This window comes from Streptomyces sp. NPDC055140 (assembly GCF_053607285.1).
The window spans coordinates 1-2,928 of sequence record NZ_JBSGTG010000136.1 but is presented as its reverse complement, the minus strand read 5'-3'; the positions used below and the strand labels follow the sequence as shown (position 1 = coordinate 2,928).

The 2,928-nt window shown below is 66.3% G+C and carries 2 protein-coding genes and 2 pseudogenes; 2 read left to right on the top strand and 2 right to left on the bottom strand.

Annotation, left to right across the window (positions count from 1 at the left end; genetic code table 11):
* Together ACWFR4_RS48255 and ACWFR4_RS48250 are read right to left on the bottom strand one after the other, a co-directional pair.
* Positions 1–181 (bottom strand): annotated as a pseudogene (locus ACWFR4_RS48255) (IS701 family transposase); the annotation flags it as partial.
* Positions 182–424: 243 nt separating this feature from the next.
* Positions 425–835: a hypothetical protein gene (locus ACWFR4_RS48250; protein ID WP_453658285.1), complete on the bottom strand. Its 411-nt coding sequence runs from the start codon at positions 833–835 to the stop codon at positions 425–427.
* Positions 836–1,009: 174 nt separating this feature from the next.
* Between ACWFR4_RS48250 and ACWFR4_RS48245 the strand changes: the two genes are divergently transcribed.
* Together ACWFR4_RS48245 and ACWFR4_RS48240 are read left to right on the top strand one after the other, a co-directional pair.
* A complete protein-coding gene (locus ACWFR4_RS48245; RefSeq protein ID WP_453658283.1) occupies positions 1,010–1,543 on the top strand; it encodes a hypothetical protein in 534 nt (177 codons plus the stop codon).
* 988 nt (positions 1,544–2,531) lie between these two features.
* Positions 2,532–2,928 (top strand): annotated as a pseudogene (locus tag ACWFR4_RS48240) (serine/threonine-protein phosphatase); the annotation flags it as partial.

Here is a 2,928-nt window from a genome sequence, read left to right as displayed (position 1 = left end):
CGCCAGCCCACTCCGCGATGGTCCAGCAGTTCTTGCGCGGCAGGTCGGCCAAGAGACCGAGCACCAACCGCGCCGCCCTGCGCCGGGGTTCGACCCGGGCGAAGCGCCCCGCGATCCGGCCCATCAGGCCCTCGAACGCGTCCCGCCACCAAGCGGGTTCTATGCTGTGACCTGCGGCCACCGTCTCTTCGTCAGTCCACACAACTCACGATGATCACCGGTGGCCGCAGCCATTCCCGCACCAGCCCCCACCACCGAGATCACGACCTACCGGCGTTCGGTGAGCAACTCCGCCAGGCGGGCAGCGAATTCGGTGAGCCAGTCCAATCGTGGTCCGCTGCGGGCGATGCGGAATTCGGTGCTCGCGGCAGCCCGCGTCGGCCGCGTCAGACCGTGACAGCAGGTCGCCATCCGAGGTCGTGACCTATGAAGCGAAGCCGGTCTCCCGGTCTGCGGCAGCGATCTGGTCGTGGAAGCGTTTGTGGACCCAATGACGCTCGCCGAGGAGGATCACCTGCCCCCATCGGCCGGAGACCGGACCAAGTCGGGTATGGCGTGGCATCGTTCCCGCCAGACGCTGTGGACTGGCGCCGCCGGACAACTTGCTGCTGTCCAACACGTAGATGGCGTCCTGGGTGACCGCCAAGCACCGGTACTTGTTCCAGAACATCGTCAGGCCGGTGAGATAAGTGATGACGAAGAACCAGAAGTTCGGCGCGCTCTGGCAGATGAACACCGGCCGGATCTCGCTGCCGGCGGGCAGGAACGGTGCCGAGCGCTGCACCAGGTCCTGCCGCGGCTCGAGGTTGCGCCGGCCGGTCTCATCAGTGGTCATATCGTCTACCTCCCCTGTCGCGCGTATCCGCATTCACGAGGCTGTCACGTCGCCGGGGTGTGTCGCTTGCGTGTGGGCCTGCGCGGCACTGCCGCGTGACAGGATGCCAGGTCACGAAGTACGGCTGGAGTACTAGGAGCGTTCGCCGGCGGCGTCGTCCTGGGCTGTCTCCTCGTGCGTGCCTCTCCGGAGCGTGTCGTCCGCGCGAAGAACGCGGCGCTGCTGATCGGGTCATGCATCGTGGTCCTCGTGGTCGCCGGCTACGCGTGCACCGTCATCACTTACCCCGCCTTCCGTACCGGCGTGATGACATCGACGCGTCTGTGGAACGACTACCTGCTGCTGTACGTCCTGTTCCTCGTCTATGCAGGTGCGCTCGCCGCCTGCGCATGGCACCGCCGTGGCCGACAGGTCGCTACCGCCCTCGCCGCAGGAGCAGCTGTGTACTCCGTCGTCTGTCTCGGCCTGGCGGCATCGCTCGCGGTCCTGGACTCCGACATGGCCGCACGCGCCAGCGCATGGGACCAGCAGGACACGCGGATGCGGTCCCAGGCCGCAGCGGGGGCCCGAGTTCTTCCGTACAGGCGGCTCCCCATCAGAAAGATGACCGAGCCGTTCGGCCGGGATGGTCACAAGACGTGGCCGGCGCTCTGCGTTGCCCGCTACTACAGGGTCCAGGGCATCACCAACGCGACCGGCAAGTCTTGAGCGGGTGAGGAGCGCGTGAACGGGAGGGCCTCACGCCCGAGCGTTCTTGCGGGTGCCCGGAGACGGTGGTGGCGCCCGCGCCCAGGAAAGGTTGAGCACGTGAGCAAAAGCCCCGGAAGGGAAAGTGCGATCTCCGCTTCGGCAGCACTTTCCGCGGCTGTCCTTTGCCTCTTTCTCGTCGCAGTGCCGGCCCTTCTCAGTGTGCCGTCCTTCCAGCCGCTTCGACAAACCGGTCACTCCGGAGATGTTGCCCGGCGCGATGCGTACGGAAAGCCATCGGGCTCCTGTCTGCGGGAAATGATTGGTGTGGCCCACGAGGACGATGACCTCCTCTTCATCAACCCACAGATCCAGGAGCTCATCGCTGCTCGATGCCCCCTCGACGTGGTCTACCTGACCTCAGGGGACGCCGGGCAGTCTTACAGCCGCAGTCCCTACGCGAAGAGCCGCGAAGACGGCGTGATCGCCGCCTATGCGGCCATGGCGGGAGCTGGGCGGCATACCGTCACCGAGACCATCACAGTCAACAACCACAACATCACCTCCTTCTCTTTGCGTGAACGACCCGAAATTCGGCTGTCTTTCTTCCGGCTGCCCGACGGGCTTCCAACAGGGAAAGGAAGCTCTGTCTACCGGCACGAGAGTCTCCTGAGGCTTTTCCGTGGCGAAATCTCCAGCATCACCACGGTCGACTCCCCGGCGCAGTCATTAGGCGCGGCGGGTGCGAGGGCTGGGCAGAGGTCGAGGACGGCGCGTAGGGCCTGGTCGAAGCGGGCCATGGTGGCGGGGTCGACGGTGTCCGGTAGTGGTTGGGGCCCGCCGGCCCGACAGGGGCGTGTCGTGCCCGGACAGGGTTTGACGGTCATCGGAATCGAGCCATTGAAGTTGGAGTGGCAAGAGTTCCTGGTCGTCAGGCCCGGCAAGGAAGCCGACCGCACTGCCCGTTTCTGCCGGTGCGAGCCGAGCAGGGGCGGTGTAGACAGGAGTCATGCCGCAGCGCCGCGAGGGACTTCGACGGCCGGTGCGAGCGGGGCGGGCGTTGCTCGCCATCCCGATCGCGTGGATTGCTGCGGTGTCCGTGATCGACATTCTTGCTCCGCCCAACATTCATCTGGGTCCGCTGCTCGTCGCGGCCCCGGCGATCACGCCGTTGTTCGGCGGGCCCTGGTCGGTGGGACTGGTGGCGGCACTGGCGGTGATCGCGCAGACGGCCATCGGGCTGGTGCGCGATCCTGAGCAGTTGCTCTCGTCCAACGACCAGGCACAGATCATCGCCCTGGTGCTGGTCGGCATGAGCCTGGTGATCTTCTGTGTGGTGCGGGAGCGTCGCGCAAAAGTGATGGCGCAAGTGCGGTACGTGTCCGAGGCCGCCCAGCGTGTGGTCC

Excerpts from the sequence above, each read along its gene's own strand:
- ACWFR4_RS48250 (WP_453658285.1), bottom strand. The coding sequence starts at position 835 with ATGACCACTGATGAGACCGGCCGGCGCAACCTCGAGCCGCGGCAGGAC.